This window comes from Massilia sp. GCM10023247 (genome assembly GCF_042653325.1).
Classification (GTDB): domain Bacteria; phylum Pseudomonadota; class Gammaproteobacteria; order Burkholderiales; family Burkholderiaceae_D; genus Telluria.
Map to the genome: position 1 here is coordinate 1 of NZ_JBHSIB010000027.1, position 16,240 is coordinate 16,240.

Below are 16,240 nucleotides of genomic sequence, written 5' to 3' on the forward strand. Positions count from 1 at the left end.
GAAGAAGGCCTGCGCTTCGCAATCCGCGAAGGCGGCCGTACCGTCGGCGCCGGCGTGGTTGCCAAGATCATCGCCTAATGAGCGTTTGATCCGCCGGCGGTTCGTTCCGCCGGCACAACAAGAGGGGCGGAACCTAGGTTCCGCCCCTCTGTTCGACCGGGAACGATGATATACTCTCGCTCCTTTGCTGCACGTAGTACCTCACAAATCATTGCCGGCCTCAAACCGGTTCGCTCTTTTCTAAGGAACTAGCATGTCCCAGAATCAGAAAATCCGTATCCGCCTGAAAGCGTTCGACTACAAGCTGATCGACCAGTCCGCACTGGAAATCGTCGACACCGCCAAGCGCACCGGCGCCGTCGTCAAGGGCCCAGTCCCACTGCCGACCCGCATCCAGCGTTTCGACGTCCTGCGTTCCCCGCACGTCAACAAGACCTCGCGCGACCAGTTCGAAATCCGTACGCACCAGCGCCTGATGGACATCGTGGATCCGACCGACAAGACCGTTGACGCACTGATGAAGCTGGACCTGCCAGCCGGCGTCGACGTCGAAATCAAACTGCAGTAATCGAATTTCTGGCGTCGGCGGAGCACTCCGCCGGCGGCAAAATAATCGGGGCCGGGAAGGGCCGCCATCTGGCGAACCTTTCCCGGCCCCGATGCTTTTCCGGGCCGCCTTTCCACTCCCTTCCGCCGAGCGCGCGGCTCTACCGTTGCGTAAATGCCATTGCCATCACACTCATTACATCAGGCATGGTAGGATCATCGACATGCCTTTTTGATAACGCAGCGAGCAGGCATCAGGAACGTCATCGGACACCATACAAGGGGAAATCATGAGAATCGTCTGGTCCGCCTCAGTCACCATGCTGCTCCTGCTGCTGGCAGCGATGTGCTTCGCCGTCCCGTATTCGTCGACGGCGCCGGTCTATATGCAACTCGGCGCCATCGCGCTCGGCCTTGTCTTCCTGGCCGCGGCCATCAATACCACCGGGCTGCATCATGCGGTGGCCGACCGGCTCGTCGTCCTGCTGCATATCGGCGCCGGCGTGCTGGTGGTGGCGGCCCTGATCCCGGGCGCCGCGTCCATTATTCGCTAGCCCGGCCTGCCCAGCGCTCGCACATTGCCCTAGGTTAATCATGCTAGAATCGACGGCATGATGTTTTGATAACGCGGCAGCGGAGGAGCGATGAAGGCGGTGACGGACGCGGCAGGGGCGCACTTGAAACGGTTGAACGACACCAGCTGGCCGACCTTGCTGGGCTACGCGTATGCCGCGTTCATCGGTATTGCGCTGCTGAGCCTGGCCGTGCCCGAGCCGTGGCGCGCGAGCGTCAAACCATTCGTCCTGGCGCTGCCGCTGATGCTCATCGTTGCCAAGGACTTGTCCTCGATTCCCGATGTCGCGGCCCGGCTGCGCGCGCTGCGCCGGCAAGGCGCCGGCATCGGCCAATGGACCGCGGCCTGCCTGCCGCCCGGACTGGTCGGCCTGGCGCGGCTGGAGCGCGCCATCTGGCGGGGCTTTGTCTGCTGACTGCGCAGGCAGCCGGCGCCGGCGCGTCCGGCCGGGCTGCGCTTCACTTTCCATGAACAGGGTGCCTATTCGACGGTGATCGCCATTGGCCTGTTTTCCGTGTTCGTGGACCTGCCGCTCGGCGCGGCGATCCTGCCGCTGCTGGTCGACGATGCCGCCGCCGTCCGCACGCTCCACCTGGTGTTCGCCGCGGGCAGCCTGTATACCCTCGTGTGGCTGCTGGGCGACCGCTGGCTGCTGCGCGGCGGGCACCACGTGCTCACCAGCAGCCACCTCGACCTGCAAGTCGGCGCCCGCGCCAGCGCCTGCATCCCGCTGGCGGCGATCGCGCACGCACAGGCCTTGCGCCAGCCGGTGCGCGAGTGGGCCAGGACCCATCCGCTGCGCCACACGGAGGCGGTCACGATCACACGCTTCGACAAGCCCAACCTGGTGCTGCGCCTGCGCGACGATGCCTGCTGCGCCATCACCCACCACGGGGTCGAGCGCAGCGGTGTGCGCTACGTGTTCATTTACCTCGACCGTCCCGAGCGCCTGCTCAAGGCGCTCGCGGCAAGCGCGTAGGGTGGACTCGTAGGGTGGACTCCCGAGTCCACCGCTGCGGCGCGTCCTCTCCCTACGTGCGGTCAGTCCTTGCTGCCCGTCTTCCAGCGCAATCCAAACCCGAAACGCCGGTCCATCAGCTCATGCGCGCTGGTGCGGCCCTCCTGCTCGAAGTACTCGACCATCTTGGTCACCGAAAGCTGCCCGCCCTGGTTCTCGATCATGGCGATCGCGCACATCATCTGCTTGCCGCCCTGGTCAAGGCGTACCTCGATCGGCGGCTGGTTCGGGACCGCGATCGTCACCACGCCATCGGTCGCCGACCAGTTCGGCACGCCTTCGTAGATGAACGAGAAGATGATCGCGCGGCGGATCTGGGCGAACTGGTCGCCGTTGATCCACAGGTTTTCGCCATTGCTCGAGGCGCCGGTGCGGTCGTCGGCGTCGAGCTTGATGAACGGTGCGTGGTCGTAGTCGCCCCAGGCATTGCCGAGCGCCTGCACCAGGCCCTTGCGCCCATCGGCCAGCTCGAACATGCAGCCGAGGTCGAGGTCGATGCCGCCCGAGCGGCGGCGCCCGCCCGCGGCTCCGCCCAGCCCGCCGCTCAGGGCGCCGCTCAGGCGGCCCAGCAGGCCGCTTTTTTCGGGAACGGGGGCTGGCGCCGGCGCCATGTTGCCCGACTGGTTCCAGTTCAGGTTGACGTGGATGCGGCCGAAACCGGCGCTGCCGCGCTTGTCGAGCGAGACCTTGTCGCCGCGCTTTTCCAGCGTGACTTTCGACAGCGAGATCTTCGGTGCGGCCGGGGCGGGGGCGGCCGGGGCGGGCGCGGCCGGCGCCGCTTCGGTTCCGCCAAAGTGCTTGAGCAGCGCCGACAATCCGCCATTGAAACCCTGGCCGACCGCGCCGAAGCGCCACTGTCCATCCCTCCGGTAGATCTCGGCCACGATCACCGCCTTCTCGTCGCCGAAGTCGGCGCCCGACCATGGGAAGCGCAGCGCGCTGCCTACGCTCAGGCTGCTGGCGCCGAGGGCGCGCATGGTCTGGGCGCCGTCGATCGCGGCGACAAACACCAGCTTGGCGATCGAGCTCGGGAGGGCATCGAGCTTGACGTTAAAACGGGCGCGGCCGGCGCCGAGCTCGAGGCGCACGGCGTCGCCCGGACTGGCCAGCTGGTTATAGAAAATCATGTAGCGGTCGTCGGAGAGCCGGTCGCCGGCGTCCAGGCCGAAGCACGAGACGTCGACCGAAAAGCCGGCGGCGCTGATGTCGACGTCGACCGCGAAGCTGCTGCCGACGCCCAGGTCCGCCAGTTTCCCTTTCTGGCCGCGTGAGAATGTGTTCATGTGCTTTCCCTTTCGATGGTGGTAGCGTTGGTGGCGCCGTGGTGCGCGCCGAACAGGCGCGACTGCGCGACGGTGCGCTCGGCCCAGGCGCGGTGGGTGGCCACTTCGCACATCGAGTCGTGCATCTTGAAGACGGCCGGGCTGTTCTCGTCGAGGATGGCGTGCGCCGCCGCGAGGTCCTGCGGCTTGACCTTGTAATGCTGCTCGATCGGCGTGATCTGGGTCGGGTGGATGGCGGTCTTGCCGACCATGCCGTAGGCGATATCCTCCAGCACTTCCTGGTCGAGCAGGTCGGGCAGGTCGAGGTGTTCGAACACCGGCGCCGTCAACGCGAAGTCGTACGGGCGGAAGATCGTCACCAGGCGCGCGATCACGGGCCCGAGCGGGGTGCGGTAGATCGTCATGCCGCGCGGCCGGCGCAGGCCGAGCAGGGCCAATAAATCGTTGCCGCCGATGCGCAGGGCCAGGATGCGGCTGCGTACGCCGGGCGCCTCGAGCAGCTCGCGGAAGGCTTCCATCTCGCGCTCGCTGAACACGTCGGCCGTCTCGAGGGTCGGCATCAGGACGTGGTCCGTGTCGCGCACCTGGCGGTAATACGACTCGAAATTGTGGCGCGTCGCCTTCGGGATCACGAAGCCGGTCAGCTTGTGCACGCCCGGCATCGCCAGCACCCGGGCCAGCACCTCGGGGCTGCGCACGCGCACGAAGCGGTCGGCCTCGACCTCGGCGCGCATGTTCTGCAGCACGACCGACAGGTTGAACAAGGCCCAGCCGAGGTCGCGGTCGGCGACCGAGTCTTCGGTACAGAAGATCAGCGAGCGTGCTTGCGGCAGTTTCTCGCCGTTGGCGACCTGCAGCAGGTCTTTGTGGTTGGCTGGCACGTAGAGCGACGCACCCATCGATTTATGCATCCGACGCACTCCTGATCAGGGAAACGGCTTGGTAGGGCAGCGCCGCGTCGATCTCGACGGGCACCTGTTTTTCTTCGGCGAGCAGGCGCAGGTGCGCCGTCGCCTGGTTCGACGCCTCGCGCAGCAGCAGCAGGCGCGGTACGCGCCGCAGCAGCACCCGGGTCGCTTCGCCGATACCCGGTTTGACGAGGTTGACGTCGGCAATCCCGTAGCGCCCCATGGCGGCCTCGAGATAGGCGCGCGAGCGGGCGGCGGCCGCGCCAGTATCGGCCGCGGCCGGCGCGCTGGTATAGGTGCAGGCCAGCGCCAGCCGTTCGAGCTCGTCGACAAAGCTTTGGGAGCGGTCGTGCGGCGCGAAGGCGTCGTACAGCACGCAGCCGTGGAAGTCGCCGGGGCCGATCGCCGCGCTCAGCACCGAGCGGCTGACCAGGCCCGACACCGTCGCGTTCAGGATGCTCGACGGGATCAGGTAGTCGTCGCAGGACGCCGCCACGCTGGCCGCGCCGGCCAGGTCCGACAGCACGTGCAGGCCGCCGTCGAGCAGCACCCCGTGCGCGCGGTTGAAGCGCTCGATCGAGCTTGCCAGTTCGCGCGCGATGACGCCCTTGCCGGTCCAGCCGTCGACGAACACGATCGACCCGGGAGCGTGGCCCTGGGCCAGGATGTGGCGCAAGGCATTCGCGTCGATGCCGCGGTCGCGCACGATCGACACCGAATAATGCGCTGCCGCGCGCCCGTGGATGCGCTCCAGCAGGCGCTTGAGCACGACCCCGACGGGGGTGCCGCCGCGCGCCAGCGATACCACCGTGACCGGTCCTTCGCGCCGCTGTGCAATCAGCGCGGCCAGGCGCACGCAGTCGCGCGCCATGCGCTCGCCGTTGGCGCGGCAGGCGTCGTCGAAGATGGCCAGGTAGCGCCTCGAGGGCAGCCGTTCCGGCGACAGCATCTCGCTGTAGTGGCGCCGGCCGGACTGGATCAGCGCTTCCTTGTCGGCCACGTCGACGAAGTCCGCCAGCGGCAGGGGCTTGAGCAGGAAGGTCACGTCCTGCGCCTGGTAGCTGCCGGAGAAGCTCACAGCGCCTCCACCGTCAGCCTGGCGAGCTGGGTGCGGCGCGGGATGATCGCGTAGTCGCAGTCGGCCATGAAGCGCGCGTCCGAGCGGCTGTCGCCCATGCCGAAGCTGACGATCTCGCCATGCTCGCGGCGCAGGCGCTCGCGCACCCAGGCCACCGCCTCGGCCTTGTCGAGCGTGGTGGGGAGGACCGCGAGATTGTTGCCGTTGCGGTGCACGCAATAGCCCTCGTTGCCGTCCGCGATCCACGGCAGCACCACCTCGCGCTCGACCCGTTCCAGGTTCAGGGCGACCTTGTCCGGGTCCTTGACGACGATGAAGAAGGGGGTGCCCGCGTCTTCCACCAGGCGCGCCCGGCCCTGGTAACCGGTCTGGTCGCACCAGGCGCCGATGCGCGCCGCGAGCCGTTCCAGGCCGGGCAGGGCGGCCGTCATCAGCGCATGCATGCGGCCTTGCCAGTCGCGGTCGATGTCGCCGCCGGGCTGCAGGACGATGCCGCCGAAGTTCAGGATGGCGTAACTGGAAAAGCCGAGCTCGACGCGCTTGAAGGCGTCGAGGCTGCGGGCCGTGGTCGGGATCACGGTCATGCCCTCGCTGACAAAGGCGAAGAAGGCGCGCTGGGCCGGCGTCGTGTACGAGCAGATGCGGCCGTCGCTGTAATAGGCGGCCGGCTCGAGGGCGTCGCGGGTCGCGCATTTTTCGAGCGTCTGGAACAGGGTGTCGTCCAGGTCAGCGAACAGGAACTTCTTCAACGTGGTCCTCGGTATGAAAGTGGAACAGGCGCGCGCCGAGCGTGCGCGCGAATGCCTGCAGGGCGTCGATGGCCGGCGTCTCGTGGCAGACCAGCACGTGCTGGTACTGTCCGGCGGCGACGTTGTACAGGAAGTTGGGAATGCCCTCGCCGTAATTGTCGGGGAAGCTCATGGCGTTCGCTACCGCGCCCCAGGGCAGGATCGGCGAGCGCGTGGTCGATTGCACCACCACGTCCAGGCCGCGCCGCTCGAGGGCCGCGCCGAGCAGGGTGGAAGCGTGCATGAATTCGCCGGTGCCGAGCACCAGGACCTTCTCGTCAGGGGCGATCTGCGCGGCCAGCCGGTCGGCCAGCGCCTCGGGCGGGCGCAGGGCGCGCGCCAGGCCCAGGCGGCCGAAGGCCGTGCTGGCGCCGCGCTCGGCCCGGGCGTCGTAGCGCTGGGCCGGCGCCGCGCCCGCCGGGCAGTCGGCGGCCTGGAAACGGTAGGCGCCTTCCACTAGCGCCCCCATCGTGGCGGGCAGCCCGAAGCGTTCCGTGAGGCTGCCGCTGGCAGCCTGGCCCATGAAGTTGGCGATCACCGCCAGGTGCACCCGTTCGATGGCCGGGTTCAGGCGCAGGCAGGCCCGGGTCAGGTTCAGGAAGGTGTTGCCGGTGCTGGCCTCGTCGTCGACCAGCACGATGGTGCGCGCGTTCAGCAGCAGCGACTGTTCATGCGCGCCGGCCGGCATGTGCAGGAACTGGCGCGGCGCATGGCTGTGCGCTTCCTCGAATTCGATGATCGGGCCGCTGCCGACGCGGTAGCGCGTGGTCTGCAGGAACAGCGCGCTGCGCTTCGGATGGGCGCGCAGCCAGGCTTCGAACACGCCCTGGCCGAGGCCGACCGCGGTTTCCGCCATGGCAATGAAGACGACCGGGCCTTCTGCGTCGGGGACGCCGGCGGCCAGGCGCGCGTGGACCTCGAGCATGCGTGCCGGCGCCACCGGCCAGTGCTTGCCGAGCACCTTGCTGACGAACAGGAAACCCCGTTTCGCATTCGCACGGGCGGCAAAGCCCAGCAGGGCGTCGAGTTCCTCGGCGCCGGCGTGCAGTTCGATGTCGAGCAGGCCGGTCGGCAGCTGCTCGCGGCGCCGCACGGGCAGGGCTGTTTCACCCTCCATGCGCGCGTTCATGCCAGCTCCACGGCGTGCGACTGTTCGCCGACCCGCATGCCGTCGCGCACGGGGGCGATCTCGACGCCGTCGAAGCCGTCGGCGAAGCCGCGCAGCGCGATGTACGGCAGGATCGGCCCGGCGATGCAGGCCATGCCGATCCCGCCCGACATGCGCGGATTGATTTCGAGCAGGCGCGGCTTGTTCGCGCTTTCCCTGAACTGGACGTTGAAGATGCCGTTCAGTCCATGCGTGCTGCATAACCGGGCAGTGGCCTCGAGGATGTCGGCGCGCTGGTCGATGCGCTGGCCGGCGCCGGACTGGTTCGACTTGCGGCGCACCACGGCCGTCACCAGGCGGCCCTGGTCGCCGACGCAGTCGACGCTGTATTCGCGGCCTTCCAGGTATTCCATCAGCAGCATCGTGCGGAAGCTCCCCATCTCGGCCAGGCCGCGGCGGAAGTCGGCCAGCGACACGTGGTATTCGGCGCCCGCCATCAACAGCTGGGCGGCGTTGCGCCCTTCGTCGAGCACGGCAAAGCCAAGCCCGTAGATCGAGTGCGAGGGTTTGACGCACAGCTTCGCATGCTGGCGGCGCAGGACATCGTAGGCTTGTTCGAAGCCGGCTGCATCCTCGAAACGGCAGAAGGCGGCGACCGGCGCCTGCGGCAGATCGGTCTCGGCGTAGAAGCGCGCCTTGTCGTGGATGAACTGCAAGGCGTCCTCGGTGCCTGCGCTCAGCACGCGCGTGCCGATCGCTTCGAAGCGCGCGTGGCAGCCTGCCAGCAGCGTCGCCTCGCGGCCGGGAACAAAGATGTCGACGCGCTGCTCGCGGCAGAAGGCCAGGCACCAGTCGACGTATTGGGCCGGTTCGAGGCCGGTCGGCTCAGGGTGGAATTCGTGGGCCACGCGCGCGGCCGGCGTGCGCGGATTCGGATTGCTGTGGATGATGTGGAAACGCCCGTCGGTGTCGGCCTCGCGGATCAGGTCGATCGCGGCAAACACGGACGAGAAGGTGCGATTGAACCAGACGCGCATGAAGTTCTTCTTCTCTTGCAGGGAGAGGCGCCTGGCAAAATCTCCATGGCGGCGTTGCACGCGTCTCGCCGTACCAGTGTACTGTCTTCGACGGTGCGCCTTGCCACGAAGCTTTTGTCAGACGCTCTAAAGCGCCCCGTGGCCAGCGGGGCAGGAGGCGAGGCCGGAAGGCCTCACGGCCGAGTACTCAGACGTTGACGCCGAACGAGCGGGCGAGGGGGCCCAGGCCGCCGTTATAGCCCTGGCCGACGGCGCGGAATTTCCAGTCGGTCCCGGCGCGGTACAGTTCGCCGAAGATCATCGCCGTTTCGGTCGAGCTGTCTTCGGACAGGTCGTAGCGCGCCAGTTCGGCGTTGCCGTTCGCGTTCAGGCAGCGGATGAAGGCCTTGCCGACCATGCCGAAGCTCTGGCGGCGGCTTTCGGCGTCGTGGATGGTGACGCAGAACGAGATCTTGTCGACGTCGCCTGGCACGCGCGACAGGTCGACGGTGAGGGTTTCGTCGTCGCCTTCGCCCTGGCCGGTGGTGTTGTCGCCGTTGTGGACGACCGAGCCGTCGGTCGACTTCAGGTTGTTATAGAAGATGAAGTCGGCGTCGCTGCGCACCTTGGCGTCGGCTTTCAGCATGAAGGCGGAACCGTCGAGGTCGAAGGCGGCGCCGTCGGTCGAACGCGGATCCCAGCCGAGGCCGATGACGACCTTGGTGAGGTTCGGTGCTTCCTTGCTGAGGTTGACGTTGCCGCCTTTTTGCAGACTGATTGCCATTACAGCTCCTTTCGTTGGGATGGAACGGGTGTCGCGCGGCCTTTGCAGGTACGCGCGGGCGCTGGTGTGAATATAGCGCTAATTGACCGATTCTACACATCGGGGCTTATGGCAGGCTTAGGCGGGGTGAGCCGTTACGAGGCGTGCGAAGGCAACCGCCCCGCGAACACCCTCGCGCAACTCAGCTATTGCAAACCTGCCCAAGCCTTGGCATAATGCGGCTCCCCGGGCGGTTAGTTCAGCTGGTTAGAATACTTGGTCGACATCCAAGGGGTCGCAGGTTCGAATCCTGCACCGCCCACCAGACACCTCACATAGTCGCAGCGCTCTCGAAGCGCTGCAGAGAAAAGGCGCAGTAGTGCCTTTTCTGTGCTGGCCAGCCAGGCCAGATTCCTTCTTCTCCACGACACTGCGAAAAACGCGCAACAGGGGCGACATACCCTTGATTATCTTGTTGCGTCAAGCCTTTTTGCGCGCTATACTAGCCGGCTTCGGTATGGGATCGTCTTTTTAGAACCTGTACGTTTTTAGTAGTTCAACTACCCCCGCCCAATCGTAGGTGGGAATGGAGAAAAAATGAGCTTGGGCCTTCTCGGTCGCAAGGTTGGCATGATGCGCATCTTCACGGATGACGGGGATTCGATCCCAGTTACCGTGCTCGACGTGTCGAACAACCGTGTCGCACAAATCAAAACTCCTGAAACTGACGGCTATGCTGCAGTCCAGGTCGCATTCGGTCAACGTCGCGCTTCCCGCGTGACCAAGGCAGTTGCGGGTCACCACGCAAAAGCAGGCGTCGAAGCTGGCACCATGCTGCGCGAATTCCGCGTTGACGCTGCCAAGGCAGCCGAACTGAAAACTGGCGACGCAGTCAATGTCTCGCTGTTCGAAGTGGGCCAGAAAATCGACGTGCAAGGCACCTCGATCGGTAAGGGCTACGCCGGTACCATCAAGCGTTACAACTTCGCATCGGGCCGTGCTACCCACGGTAACTCGCGTTCGCACAACGTTCCTGGCTCCATCGGTATGGCGCAGGATCCGGGCCGCGTGTTCCCTGGCAAGCGCATGACCGGTCACATGGGCGACGTCACCGTCACCACCCAGAACCTGGAAATCGCCCGCATCGACGCTGAGCGTCAACTGCTGCTGGTCAAGGGTGCTGTTCCTGGCGCGAAAAACGGTCAAGTGATCGTCAAGCCAGCCGTCAAAACCAAAGCACAGAAAGGAGCTTAATTATGGAACTTCAGCTCCTGAATGAGCAAGGTCAAGCCGGCGCCGGCGTTGCAGCTGCTGACGAAGTGTTCGGTCGCGAATACAACGAAGCGCTGATCCACCAGGTCGTGGTCGCCTACGCTGCCAACGCACGTAGCGGTAACCGCAAGCAGAAAGACCGTGAAGAAGTCAGCCACACCACGAAGAAGCCATGGCGCCAAAAAGGCACCGGCCGCGCTCGTGCTGGTATGTCGTCGTCGCCACTGTGGCGCGGCGGTGGTCGCATCTTCCCGAACTCGCCTGACGAGAACTTCACCCACAAGGTCAACAAGAAGATGTTCCGTGCAGGTATCTGCTCGATCTTCTCGCAGCTGGCCCGCGAAGGCCGTCTGAGCGTTGTCGAAAACCTGTCGATCGAAGCGCCAAAGACCAAGCTGCTGTCGCAAAAGCTGCAGGGCATGGGCCTGGAATCGGTCCTGGTGATCACCGACACCATCGACGAAAACCTGCTGCTGGCATCGCGTAACCTGCCGCACGTGCTGGTTGTCGAGCCGAAAGCAGCCGACCCGATGTCGCTGGTGTTCTACAAGAAAGTCCTGGTCACCAAAGCTGCACTGGCCAAGATCGAGGAGATGTACGCATGAGCACCGCAATCAAATTTAGCGAAGAGCGCCTGATGAAGGTGCTGATGGCTCCGGTCATTTCCGAGAAAGCCACCTTCGTCGCGGAAAAGAACGAGCAGATCGTGTTCAAGGTCCTGCCTGACGCGACCAAGCCGGAAATCAAGGCTGCCGTCGAGCTGCTGTTCAAGGTCGAAGTGGAATCGGTGCAGACCGTGAACCGCGAAGGCAAACAGAAGCGTTCGGGCCGTTTCAACGGTCGTCGCAACCACACCAAGCGTGCTTTCGTGTGCCTGAAGCCAGGCCAGGAAATCAATTTTGTCGAGGAGGCTAAATAATGGCACTCGTTAAGATGAAGCCAACCTCCCCAGGCCGCCGCGGCATGGTGAAAGTTGTGACCGAAGGCCTGTACAAGGGTCGTCCGCTCGCAGCACTGGTTGAGAAGAAATCGAAGACTGCTGGCCGTAACAACAACGGCCACATCACGACCCGTCACATGGGTGGTGGTCACAAGCAACACTACCGTCTGATCGACTTCAAGCGTCAGAAGGATGGCATTCCTGCCAAGGTCGAGCGTATCGAATACGACCCGAACCGTACCGCGCACATCGCACTGCTGTGCTACGCGGACGGCGAGCGTCAGTATGTCATCGCCACCAAGGGCATGGCTGTCGGCGACAGCGTCATGAACGGCGCCGAAGCACCGATCAAGGCCGGTAACTGCCTGCCGATCCGTAACATCCCGGTCGGTACCGTGATGAACTGCGTCGAGATGCTGCCAGGTAAGGGTGCCCAGATGGCCCGTACCGCCGGCGCCGCCGTGGTCCTGATGGCCCGCGAAGGCACCTACGCCCAGGTTCGCCTGCGCTCGGGTGAAGTTCGCCGCGTGCACATCGAGTGCCGCGCTACCGTTGGCGAAGTCGGCAATGCCGAGCACAGCCTGCGCAAGATTGGTAAAGCCGGTGCGATGCGCTGGCGCGGTGTTCGTCCTACCGTTCGCGGTGTGGTCATGAACCCGATCGATCACCCGCACGGTGGTGGTGAAGGTCGTACGGCAGCTGGTCGCCATCCAGTGTCGCCATGGGGTCAACAGACGAAGGGCAAGAAGACGCGTTCGAACAAGCGTACTTCTTCGATGATCGTCTCGCGCCGCGGCAAGAAATAAGGGATAACACATGACTCGTTCATTGAAAAAAGGGCCGTTCGTTGACGCCCACCTGGTGAAAAAAGTCGAAGCCGCGCAAGCGAACAAAGACAAGAAGCCAGTCAAAACCTGGTCGCGCCGCTCGACGATCACGCCTGACTTCATCGGTCTGACGATCGCTGTGCACAACGGCAAGCTGCACGTGCCGGTGTACGTCTCCGAGAACATGGTCGGCCACAAGCTCGGCGAATTCGCGCTGACCCGTACGTTCAAGGGCCACGCCGCTGACAAGAAGGCGAAAAAATAATGGAAACTAAAGCAATCCTCAAAGGCGTGCGCCTGTCGGAACAAAAGGGCCGCCTGGTTGCGGACCTGATCCGCGGCAAGAAAGTTGACGCAGCACTCAACATTCTGCAGTTCAGCCCGAAGAAGGGCGCCACCATCATCAAGAAGGTTCTCGAGTCGGCCATCGCCAACGCGGAACACAATGACGGCGCCGACATCGACGAGCTGAAGATCACCCAGATCTACGTTGAAAAAGGTCCGATCCTGAAGCGCTTTACGGCACGTGCCAAAGGCCGCGGTGATCGCATTTCGAAACAATCCTGTCACATCTACGTGACTGTCGGTAACTAAGGAGTCACACGATGGGACAGAAGATTCACCCAACAGGCTTCCGCCTGTCCGTCACCCGTAACTGGGCGTCGCGCTGGTACGCCGGCAACGGCAACTTCGCTGAGATGCTCAACGAAGACCTGAAGGCCCGCGCCTTCCTGAAGAAGAAGCTGAAGAACGCTTCGGTCGGCCGCATCGTCATCGAGCGTCCAGCCAAGAACGCGCGCTTCACCATCTACTCGTCGCGTCCAGGTGTCGTGATCGGTAAAAAAGGCGAAGACATCGAAGTGCTGAAGACTTCGCTGGCGAAGATCATGGGCGTGCCCGTGCACGTCAACATCGAAGAAATCCGCAAGCCGGAAATCGATTCGCAGCTGATCGCCGATTCGATTTCGCAGCAGCTCGAAAAGCGCATCATGTTCCGCCGCGCGATGAAGCGCGCCATGCAAAACGCCATGCGTCTGGGTGCCGTCGGCATCAAGATCATGTCGTCGGGCCGTCTGAACGGCATCGAAATCGCCCGTACCGAATGGTACCGCGAAGGTCGTGTGCCTCTGCACACCCTGCGCGCCGATATCGACTACGGCACCAGCGAAGCATCGACCACGTACGGCATCATCGGCGTCAAGGTCTGGGTCTACAAGGGCGACCGTTCGGTCACCGGCGAAGCCCCGGTCATCGACACCCCGCCGGACGAGAAGAAGCCACGCGGCCCACGTCGCGACGATGGCAAGCCATCGCGCGGCCCACGTCCAGCTGGCGGTGCCCGCCCAGCCGCAGCGCCAACCGTGCGTGCGCGTCCAGCCGTCAAGCTGGCGACCCCGGCCGCTGCTGCACCAGCTGAGAAAGCAGGAGAATAAGCATGCTGCAACCATCGCGCAGGAAGTATCGTAAAGAGCAGAAAGGCCGTAACACCGGCATTTCGCACACCCGCGGCACCGCGGTCTCGTTCGGCGAATTCGGTCTGAAGGCAGTTGCCCGCGGCCGTATCACCGCACGCCAGATCGAGGCGGCACGTCGCGCCATGACCCGTCACATCAAGCGTGGCGGCCGTATCTGGATCCGTATCTTCCCGGACAAGCCGATTTCGAACAAGCCGGCCGAAGTCCGTATGGGTAACGGTAAGGGTAACCCGGAGTACTACGTCGCTGAAATCCAGCCAGGCAAAGTCCTGTACGAGATGGACGGCGTCGCAGAAGAACTGGCGCGCGAAGCATTCCGCCTGGCCGCTGCCAAACTGCCACTGGCTACCACGTTCGTCGTGCGCCAGGTCGGCCAATAACAGGAGTTGAATATGAAAGCATCGGAACTCCGCGGCAAGGACCAGGAAGCGCTGCAAAAGGAGCTGAGTGAGCTGCTGAAGGCCCAGTTTGGCCTGCGCATGCAAATCGCTACCCAGCAGCTGGGCAACACCGCGCAGCTCAAGAAAGTACGTCGCGACATCGCGCGTGTGAAGACTGTGATGAACCAGAAGGAAGCCAAATGAACGACACCACTAAAACGGCGCTCAAGCGTACGCTGGTCGGCAAGGTCGTGTCCGACAAAATGGACAAGACGGTGACCGTACTGATCGAACGTCACGTGAAGCACCCGCTGTACGGCAAAATCATCGTGCGCTCGAACAAGTATCACGCACACGATGAGACCAACCAGGCCAAGACCGGCGACACGGTCGAGATCGCGGAAGGTCGCCCGATTTCGAAGACGAAGGCTTGGACTGTGACCCGTGTTGTGCAGGTTGCACAGGTACTGTAAGCACTAAAATTTGTCTTGCGTGGCCCGCTGGTATCTGCGATACTAGCGGGCTTCGTTCATGTGTTGCCGCAGTTTGTCCCCCTCGGTAACTGCGGCCTGTTCGAAGTTTATTGGAAAGTCCAATCACCCAATCGTAGTGCTCCAGCAGGGGCGGTGCGGCGGGACCAAGACTGACCGCAGGCCTACGGTACTCCGTGGGGTTTCTTCGGCTTAAGTTGGGAAAGAAAATACTATGATTCAAACTGAAAGCCGGCTCGAAGTGGCCGACAACACCGGTGCAAAAGAAGTTTTGTGCATCAAGGTGTTGGGCGGCTCCAAGCGCCGTTATGCGAGCATTGGCGACATCATCAAGGTAACCGTCAAGGTTGCTGCGCCACGTGGCCGTGTCAAAAAAGGTGAAATTTATAACGCTGTGGTTGTGCGTACCGCTAAAGGTGTGCGCCGCCAAGACGGCTCCCTGGTGAAGTTCGACGGCAACGCCGCCGTTCTGCTCAATGCCAAGCTGGAACCGATCGGCACCCGTATCTTCGGACCAGTGACCCGCGAACTGCGCACTGAAAAGTTCATGAAGATCGTGTCCCTGGCACCTGAAGTACTGTAAGGAGTCGTAATGGATAAGATTCGTAAAAACGACGAAGTCATCGTTTTGGCCGGTAAAGACAAGGGCAAGCGTGGCGTGGTTTCGCGTCGCGTCGACGCCGAGCACGTGATCGTCGAAGGCGTGAACGTGGCCAAGAAGGCCGTCAAGCCTAACCCGATGACTGGCGTTCAAGGTGGTATTGTCGACAAGACGATGCCGATTCACGTCTCCAACGTCGCGCTGTTCAACGCCGCGACCGGCAAGGCTGACCGCGTAGGCTTCAAAGACCAGGACGGCAAGAAAGTCCGCGTCTACAAGTCTTCCGGCGAAGTTGTGAAGGTTTAAGATCATGGCCCGTCTCCAACAATTCTACAAAGAAAAAGTCGTCGCTGACCTGACCGAAAAATTCGGCTACAAGTCGGTGATGGAAGTGCCGCGCCTGACCAAGATCACCCTGAACATGGGTGTTGGTGAAGCGATCGCCGACAAGAAAGTGCTCGAGCACGCTGTCAGCGACCTGACCAAGATCGCCGGCCAGAAGCCAGTGACGACCAAGTCGCGCAAGGCAATCGCCGGTTTCAAGATCCGCGAAGGCTACCCGATCGGTACGATGGTCACCCTGCGTGGCAACCGTATGTACGAGTTCCTGGACCGTTTCATCACCGTGGCCCTGCCGCGCGTGCGTGACTTCCGCGGTGTCAATGGCAAATCGTTCGATGGTCGTGGCAACTACAACATCGGTGTCAAGGAACAGATCATTTTCCCTGAAATCGATTACGACAAGATCGACGCGCTGCGTGGCATGAACATCTCGATCACCACGACCGCTAAGACCGACGATGAAGCCAAAGCGCTGCTCGCCGCCTTCAAATTCCCGTTCAGGAACTAAGAGCAATGGCAAAACTTGCACTGATTAACCGCGAACAGAAGCGTGCAGACCTGGTGGAGAAATTCGCCGCAAAGCGTGCAGCTCTGAAAGCGATCATCGACGACCAGTCGAAGACTGAAGAAGAACGTTACGAAGCGCGCCTGAAGCTGCAGGCACTGCCACGTAATTCGGCGCCGACCCGCCAGCGTAACCGCTGCGCCATCACCGGCCGCCCACGTGGCACCTTCCGTAAATTCGGCCTCGCCCGTACCAAACTCCGCGAATTCGCCATGAAAGGCGAAATCCCGGGTATGACCAAAGCCAGCTGGTAATAGGAGAATAA

At 63.3% G+C, this 16,240-nt stretch carries 25 protein-coding genes, 1 tRNA gene and 1 pseudogene; 20 read left to right on the forward strand and 7 right to left on the reverse strand.

Annotation, left to right across the window (positions count from 1 at the left end; genetic code table 11):
* The 5 genes and pseudogenes from ACFPAH_RS21830 to ACFPAH_RS21850 form a co-directional block, all read left to right on the forward strand.
* Positions 1–78 (forward strand): annotated as a pseudogene (locus ACFPAH_RS21830) (elongation factor Tu); the annotation flags it as partial.
* Between the two features lie 175 nt (positions 79–253).
* Positions 254–568: a 30S ribosomal protein S10 gene (gene rpsJ, locus ACFPAH_RS21835; RefSeq protein ID WP_056337538.1), complete on the forward strand. Its 315-nt coding sequence runs from the start codon at positions 254–256 to the stop codon at positions 566–568.
* Between the two features lie 268 nt (positions 569–836).
* Positions 837–1,100: a hypothetical protein gene (locus ACFPAH_RS21840; protein WP_379749579.1), complete on the forward strand. Its 264-nt coding sequence runs from the start codon at positions 837–839 to the stop codon at positions 1,098–1,100.
* Between the two features lie 123 nt (positions 1,101–1,223).
* The gene (locus tag ACFPAH_RS21845; RefSeq protein ID WP_379749581.1) at positions 1,224–1,535 is read left to right on the forward strand and encodes a hypothetical protein; all 312 of its coding nucleotides are present in this window, start codon (positions 1,224–1,226) and stop codon (positions 1,533–1,535) included.
* Between the two features lie 75 nt (positions 1,536–1,610).
* Entirely contained in the window at positions 1,611–2,099 is a 489-nt protein-coding gene (locus tag ACFPAH_RS21850; protein ID WP_379749583.1) for a hypothetical protein, read from the forward strand.
* Between the two features lie 62 nt (positions 2,100–2,161).
* Here the strand turns inward: ACFPAH_RS21850 and ACFPAH_RS21855 are convergent, their stop codons facing one another.
* From ACFPAH_RS21855 to ACFPAH_RS21885, 7 genes are all read right to left on the reverse strand, one after another.
* Positions 2,162–3,421 carry a TerD family protein gene (locus ACFPAH_RS21855; RefSeq protein ID WP_379749585.1) on the reverse strand — a complete coding sequence of 420 codons (1,260 nt, stop codon included), beginning with the start codon at positions 3,419–3,421 and terminating at the stop codon, positions 2,162–2,164.
* Positions 3,418–4,332 (reverse strand): HpcH/HpaI aldolase/citrate lyase family protein, encoded by a 915-nt coding sequence (locus ACFPAH_RS21860; protein WP_379749587.1) that lies wholly within the window; start codon positions 4,330–4,332, stop codon positions 3,418–3,420. Before ACFPAH_RS21860 ends, ACFPAH_RS21855 begins: the two co-directional genes overlap by 4 nt.
* On the reverse strand, positions 4,325–5,407 hold the full coding sequence (locus ACFPAH_RS21865) for a cysteine protease StiP domain-containing protein (RefSeq protein ID WP_379749589.1): 1,083 nt from the start codon (positions 5,405–5,407) through the stop codon (positions 4,325–4,327). The genes ACFPAH_RS21860 and ACFPAH_RS21865 overlap by 8 nt, the downstream gene beginning before the upstream one ends.
* Complete coding sequence (locus ACFPAH_RS21870) at positions 5,404–6,156, reverse strand: hypothetical protein (RefSeq protein ID WP_379749591.1); 753 nt, start codon at positions 6,154–6,156, stop codon at positions 5,404–5,406. The genes ACFPAH_RS21865 and ACFPAH_RS21870 overlap by 4 nt, the downstream gene beginning before the upstream one ends.
* Positions 6,134–7,324: a phosphoribosyltransferase domain-containing protein gene (locus ACFPAH_RS21875; protein WP_379749593.1), complete on the reverse strand. Its 1,191-nt coding sequence runs from the start codon at positions 7,322–7,324 to the stop codon at positions 6,134–6,136. Before ACFPAH_RS21875 ends, ACFPAH_RS21870 begins: the two co-directional genes overlap by 23 nt.
* The gene (locus tag ACFPAH_RS21880; protein WP_379749595.1) at positions 7,321–8,340 is read right to left on the reverse strand and encodes an ATP-grasp domain-containing protein; all 1,020 of its coding nucleotides are present in this window, start codon (positions 8,338–8,340) and stop codon (positions 7,321–7,323) included. Before ACFPAH_RS21880 ends, ACFPAH_RS21875 begins: the two co-directional genes overlap by 4 nt.
* Positions 8,341–8,527: 187 nt before the next feature.
* Positions 8,528–9,103 (reverse strand): TerD family protein, encoded by a 576-nt coding sequence (locus ACFPAH_RS21885; RefSeq protein WP_379749597.1) that lies wholly within the window; start codon positions 9,101–9,103, stop codon positions 8,528–8,530.
* 227 nt (positions 9,104–9,330) lie between these two features.
* On the opposite strand from ACFPAH_RS21885, the gene ACFPAH_RS21890 reads away from it, so the two are divergent.
* From ACFPAH_RS21890 to rpsN, 15 genes are all read left to right on the forward strand, one after another.
* Positions 9,331–9,407: transfer RNA gene (locus ACFPAH_RS21890), tRNA-Val, on the forward strand.
* Positions 9,408–9,679: 272 nt separating this feature from the next.
* The gene (gene rplC, locus ACFPAH_RS21895; RefSeq protein WP_379749599.1) at positions 9,680–10,336 is read left to right on the forward strand and encodes a 50S ribosomal protein L3; all 657 of its coding nucleotides are present in this window, start codon (positions 9,680–9,682) and stop codon (positions 10,334–10,336) included.
* A 2-nt stretch (positions 10,337–10,338) separates the two neighbouring features.
* On the forward strand, positions 10,339–10,959 hold the full coding sequence (gene rplD, locus ACFPAH_RS21900; protein WP_379749601.1) for a 50S ribosomal protein L4: 621 nt from the start codon (positions 10,339–10,341) through the stop codon (positions 10,957–10,959).
* The gene (gene rplW / locus ACFPAH_RS21905; protein ID WP_182990702.1) at positions 10,956–11,273 is read left to right on the forward strand and encodes a 50S ribosomal protein L23; all 318 of its coding nucleotides are present in this window, start codon (positions 10,956–10,958) and stop codon (positions 11,271–11,273) included. Before rplD ends, rplW begins: the two co-directional genes overlap by 4 nt.
* The gene (rplB, locus tag ACFPAH_RS21910; protein ID WP_379749603.1) at positions 11,273–12,100 is read left to right on the forward strand and encodes a 50S ribosomal protein L2; all 828 of its coding nucleotides are present in this window, start codon (positions 11,273–11,275) and stop codon (positions 12,098–12,100) included. The genes rplW and rplB overlap by 1 nt, the downstream gene beginning before the upstream one ends.
* Before the next feature lie 10 nt (positions 12,101–12,110).
* Entirely contained in the window at positions 12,111–12,386 is a 276-nt protein-coding gene (gene rpsS / locus ACFPAH_RS21915; protein ID WP_056337578.1) for a 30S ribosomal protein S19, read from the forward strand.
* Positions 12,383–12,715 (forward strand): 50S ribosomal protein L22, encoded by a 333-nt coding sequence (rplV, locus tag ACFPAH_RS21920; RefSeq protein WP_182991690.1) that lies wholly within the window; start codon positions 12,383–12,385, stop codon positions 12,713–12,715. Before rpsS ends, rplV begins: the two co-directional genes overlap by 4 nt.
* A gap of 11 nt (positions 12,716–12,726) precedes the next feature.
* Entirely contained in the window at positions 12,727–13,554 is an 828-nt protein-coding gene (gene rpsC / locus ACFPAH_RS21925; protein WP_379749605.1) for a 30S ribosomal protein S3, read from the forward strand.
* A gap of 2 nt (positions 13,555–13,556) precedes the next feature.
* Positions 13,557–13,976 (forward strand): 50S ribosomal protein L16, encoded by a 420-nt coding sequence (gene rplP, locus ACFPAH_RS21930; RefSeq protein WP_005663456.1) that lies wholly within the window; start codon positions 13,557–13,559, stop codon positions 13,974–13,976.
* Between the two features lie 12 nt (positions 13,977–13,988).
* Positions 13,989–14,180 (forward strand): 50S ribosomal protein L29, encoded by a 192-nt coding sequence (rpmC, locus tag ACFPAH_RS21935; RefSeq protein ID WP_159698333.1) that lies wholly within the window; start codon positions 13,989–13,991, stop codon positions 14,178–14,180.
* Positions 14,177–14,449: a 30S ribosomal protein S17 gene (rpsQ, locus tag ACFPAH_RS21940; RefSeq protein ID WP_020655684.1), complete on the forward strand. Its 273-nt coding sequence runs from the start codon at positions 14,177–14,179 to the stop codon at positions 14,447–14,449. The genes rpmC and rpsQ overlap by 4 nt, the downstream gene beginning before the upstream one ends.
* 232 nt (positions 14,450–14,681) lie before the next feature.
* Complete coding sequence (rplN, locus tag ACFPAH_RS21945) at positions 14,682–15,050, forward strand: 50S ribosomal protein L14 (protein WP_005663451.1); 369 nt, start codon at positions 14,682–14,684, stop codon at positions 15,048–15,050.
* Positions 15,051–15,059: 9 nt separating this feature from the next.
* Complete coding sequence (rplX, locus tag ACFPAH_RS21950) at positions 15,060–15,374, forward strand: 50S ribosomal protein L24 (RefSeq protein WP_379749608.1); 315 nt, start codon at positions 15,060–15,062, stop codon at positions 15,372–15,374.
* A gap of 4 nt (positions 15,375–15,378) precedes the next feature.
* Complete coding sequence (gene rplE, locus ACFPAH_RS21955) at positions 15,379–15,918, forward strand: 50S ribosomal protein L5 (protein WP_379749610.1); 540 nt, start codon at positions 15,379–15,381, stop codon at positions 15,916–15,918.
* 5 nt (positions 15,919–15,923) lie between these two features.
* Positions 15,924–16,229 (forward strand): 30S ribosomal protein S14, encoded by a 306-nt coding sequence (rpsN, locus tag ACFPAH_RS21960; protein ID WP_056449167.1) that lies wholly within the window; start codon positions 15,924–15,926, stop codon positions 16,227–16,229.
* Positions 16,230–16,240 lie beyond the last annotated feature (11 nt).